This window comes from Flavobacterium buctense (assembly GCF_014486695.1).
GTDB lineage: Bacteria > Bacteroidota > Bacteroidia > Flavobacteriales > Flavobacteriaceae > Flavobacterium > Flavobacterium buctense.
Window position 1 is genome coordinate 1 of sequence record NZ_JACTAB010000020.1, and the last position, 4,657, is coordinate 4,657.

At 40.0% G+C, this 4,657-nt stretch carries 2 protein-coding genes; both read left to right on the forward strand.

The window, feature by feature from the left end:
- On the forward strand, nucleotides 1–268 hold a 268-nt coding region (locus ICG50_RS12935; RefSeq protein WP_187661318.1), incomplete at its 5' end, for a T9SS type A sorting domain-containing protein.
- Nucleotides 269–773: 505 nt separating this feature from the next.
- On the forward strand, nucleotides 774–4,657 hold a 3,884-nt coding region (locus ICG50_RS12940), incomplete at its 3' end, for a beta strand repeat-containing protein (RefSeq protein WP_187661319.1).

Genomic DNA, 4,657 nt, shown 5'->3' on the forward strand with positions numbered 1-4,657 from the left:
AACCATGAGAATAGTAGCAGCACCGTTTTCGGCTAAAGCTTATCCGAATCCATTTGAGAACAATTTCTTACTTGATTTAACGACAGAGAGTGCATCACCGGTTAGTATCAAAGTTTATGATATGGTTGGTCGATTGGTAGATTCGCGTGAGTCAAAAGTTTCTACCATAAGTACTTTGGCGATAGGTAATAATTATCCGAGTGGTGTTTACAACGTTGTTGTGACACAAGATAAGGAGGTTAGAACGCTTAGAGTTGTGAAGCGATAAGTTGTTATTTTAAATTATAAATTTTGAATTATAAATTAATCCCTGCTTAACGGTGGGGATTTTTTTTGTCAGTTGTTAGTTTAACCGCTTAGGACGTAATGATGGCGAGAATGGTGTGAAGGTTTTTGACACGGATTGAGAGTTTCAGGTTTCGAGTTTCGAGTTTCGGTTTGTTTATAAGATAATTAGATTTCTCTCTCGTCAAAATAGACGAGACGAAATGACAAAGATTGTGTGTTTTGAATGATGGTTTCTTTTTAATTTATTCTTGATGGTTCATAACCGACCACTAATAATCGGCCACTTTTCTCAATCCTCTTAATTTTCTTATAGTACTAATTTCCAAAAGAGGTATTTTTTCAAAAGGGGGGTATTTTTTACTCGACTAACTACATAAAAAACCGACCAATTGATTGTTTGTAATTGGTTAACAATTAGTTAATATTTTTTTTCTTGTTGAGCACATATATTGTTTAGTTTTGTTTCCGCTTTAAACATTTTATATATGAAAAATATTTTACTTTTTAGAAAGCCTTCGTGGTTTTTGTTTTGGAGTTTTGCTTTGTTATTACTAATGAATGCACAACAAAGTTGGGGACAGATATCCTTTACTTCAGGTGGTTTGACAAAGACCCAAAATTTTGATGGTCTTGGAACAAGTAATTTTAGTTTAACAGATAATACTTCAATTACTGGAATTTATGCTTTACGAACATCTGGAAATGCTGTGCCTAATATTTTTACTGCAGATAATGGTGGTAGTAATAGCGGAAGGTTTAATAACTACGGAACAACCAGTGCTTCAGATCGTGCAATGGGTTCTGCGAGTTCTGGTACTCCAGGGACATTGTATTATGGAGTTAGATTAAAAAATGATACAGGTCAAGTTATCACTTCTTTATCGATAACATACACAGGTGAACAATGGAGAAATGGAGGTAATACCGCTTCTCAACCTTTAACATTTGATTATCGTCAAGCTGCAACAGTTACTAGTTTGACAGGGACATTTACAGCCGTTTCATCACTTACTTTTAATACACCAACTAATACAGCTACAGCTGCAGCTCTTGATGGAAATGCAGTTGCAAATAGAGCAGTTTTAACGGCAACAGTTACTGTTACAATTCCTGTTGGCGAAGAAATCATGTTGCGTTGGACAGATATTAATGATGCAGGTAATGATCATGGAGTAGCAATCGATGACTTATCAATTACTGCAACTACAGCTGCCCCATGTACTTCACAAGCTATAACCGCAATTGTGCCATCCAGCATTACTAAAACTTTTGGGGATGCTCCTTACAGTGTTGCTACAACAGCATCTTCAAATTTAACCGTTACTTATGCCAGTAGTAATACTAATGTGGCCACCGTTGCTGCTAATGGTGATGTAACTATTCAAGGAGCCGGTACTGCTACCATTACAGCTTCACAGGCTGGTGATGGAACTTTTTGTGCGGCTACTCCGGTTACGCAAACTTTAACGGTTGATAAGGCCACGCCAACTATAACAGTTAGCCCAACGGCTTCCAATATCATATTTGGTCAGACTTTAGCTTCCTCGGTTTTGAGTGGAGGTTCGGCTAGTGTTGCGGGTACTTTTGCTTTTACCACTCCAAGTACGCAACCTTCAGGTGTTGGTACTGCCGGTTATAGCGTAACTTTTACCCCAACTAACACCACAAATTTTAACACCGTTACAACTCTTGTTAATGTTACTACTGATAAGGCTAATTCAACTATAGAAGCTGACGGTTTTCCGTTTTTAGATTACAACGGTTTGCCACAAGGACCTGAAAGTGCCATTGTAACCGGTTCGCAAGGTTTGGTTACTTACAGTTATTCGGGGACTGCTTTTGGACCGGTATCTTATGGTCCTACTGCTGTTAAACCAACTAATGCCGGAGACTATTCGGTAGTGGCTACGGTTGCAGAAGATGCTAATTATAATGGAGCTACTTCAGCAGCTTATAATTTCACCATCGCTAAAGCCGGTTTAACGGTGACCGCTGACGATAAAACTGCTGTTCAAAATACATCCATCCCGGCTTTTACTGTGAGTTATACCGGTTTTCAAAATGGGGAAGATGCCGCTGATTTGATTACCGCTCCAACGGCTACTTCACCTTTAGCAGATATCAATACTGTTGGAAATTATGCCATTGTTGCTGCTGGTGGTGTATCTAATAATTACACTTTTACTTATGTAGATGGTAATTTTAGTGTGACTTCTGCGGCTCAACCTATTTGTCCTTCCGGTACTGCTATAGCTCCAATTGGTAATCAAACCGTTTGTGAAGGTTCGTTGGCTACTTTGTTGACCGCTACTGCTACCACGAGTGGTTTAAACGGAACTCCAACTGTGCAATACCAATGGTATTACAATTTAACGGAAAGCAATACGGTATTAGGCGCTACTTTAGTTGATGGCGCTACATCTAATACTTATTCTCCTTCTACTTTAGCTTCGGCAATAGAGACTCGTTATTATTTCTGTGTGGCTTATGCCACTGATAATGATTGTGCTCAAAATAACAGTTTACAAGCTTTGGCTTCCAATGTTGTGAGTGTAACCGTAATAGATACTCCAGAAGCTACTGTTAGTCCAGCCGGGCCAATCACTTTTTGTGCGGGTGACAGTGTTATTTTAACTGCCAGTTCAGGCGATACCTATTTATGGTCTAACGGCGCGACTTCTCAATCAATATCAGTTTCTACTGCCGGTTCTTATTCGGTACAAGTGACGACAAATAGTTGTCAAAGTGCAAGTTCTGCAGCGACTTCAGTAACGGTCAATCCTTTACCGGCTACACCAACTATTACGCCAAGTGGTGCTACTACTTTTTGTAATGGTGGCAGTGTGACTTTAACATCCAGTACGGGTGACGCTTATTTTTGGTCTACTGATGAGGAAACAGCTTCAATCGCTGTTACGACTTCCGGTGATTATAGTGTTCAAGTTATTGATGGTAATGGTTGTGCCAGTAACCCTTCTTCAGTTGTAACGGTAACGGTAAGTTCTCCTTTGGTTGCGGGTAGTGTTACTAACATAGTGACAGGAACTCCTGGGCCGAATGTGGTAATAAGTCAAATTTATGGTGGCGGTGGAAATACCGGGGCTACTTATAAAAATGATTTTATAGAATTATTTAATCCAACAACCAATACAATTAGTTTAAATGGTTGGGCTATACAACATGCTTCTGCTTCGGGTGGTACATGGTCAGTTACTGCTTTGAATGGTTCTATTGCACCAGGGGCTTATTATTTAATTCAACAAGCTGCAGGTACAGGAGGTACACTTAATTTACCAACGCCTGATGCTACAGGAACTGTGTCTATGGGGGCAACATCAGGAAAGGTTGCCTTGACCAATACTACAGCTGCTTTGAGTGGAACAATTAGCGGAGGAACAGGTTCAACAATAGTTGATTTTGTTGGATTTAATTCAACTACTTTTTCTGGTATTGCTGCCGCGCCAGCACCTTCCAATACAAATTCAATATCAAAGACTAATGTTTGTGTTGATGCTAATAGCAACAGCACAGAATATACTTCGGGAACACCAACTCCAAAAAACAGTGCTACCCCTATAGCTCCTTGTGCTACGAGTACTCCAGCTCAAACTATTTGTAGCGGTACTGCTCCTAGTGCTATTTCAGTTACTCCTGCTTCAGGAAGCAATGCTCCATACACATACCAGTGGTATCGTTTTGATGGTTTGACTACTGCACCAACAGGTTCAGCTATTCCTTTGGGATGGACGCTTGTGGGTTCAGGGACAACTTTTAATCCAACTGCTTTGACCAGCAATGCTACTTTTGCTTGTTTTGTTACTCCAACAGGATGTGACGGTTCTTGGTCTAACAGTCAAAGACAAGTTACGGTTAATGCACTTCCAACGGCAACTGCAGAAAGTGTTACCGGTTGTGCTGAAAGCGCTATCACTTTAGTTGGTTCAGGTTTGCCATCAGGTGGAACCGGTATTTATAGTATTGCTAATCCATACACCGGTCCATCAACCACTTACACTTATACTTACACTGCTCCTAATGGATGTAGTACAACTAGTGCTCCGGCCAGTGTAACTATAACTCCTCTAACAACCCCAACAGTTTCTTTAAGCAGCAGTGATTTAGACAATACTTTTGCCTATGGTACTAGTGTTACTTTCACCGCTACTGCGGGTAATTTTGCGGGCGGCACAGCTAGTTATGATTTTAAAATAAATGGTACTTCGGTCCAAAATGGTGCTTCTAACAGTTATGTTGTTGATAATTTAGCTAATGGCAATCAAGTTAGCGTGAGTATCACTGTAACCGGAGGTACTTGTTTATCGGCTTCGACAGTTGATAGTAATGTAATCACTAATACTGTAACGGGTGT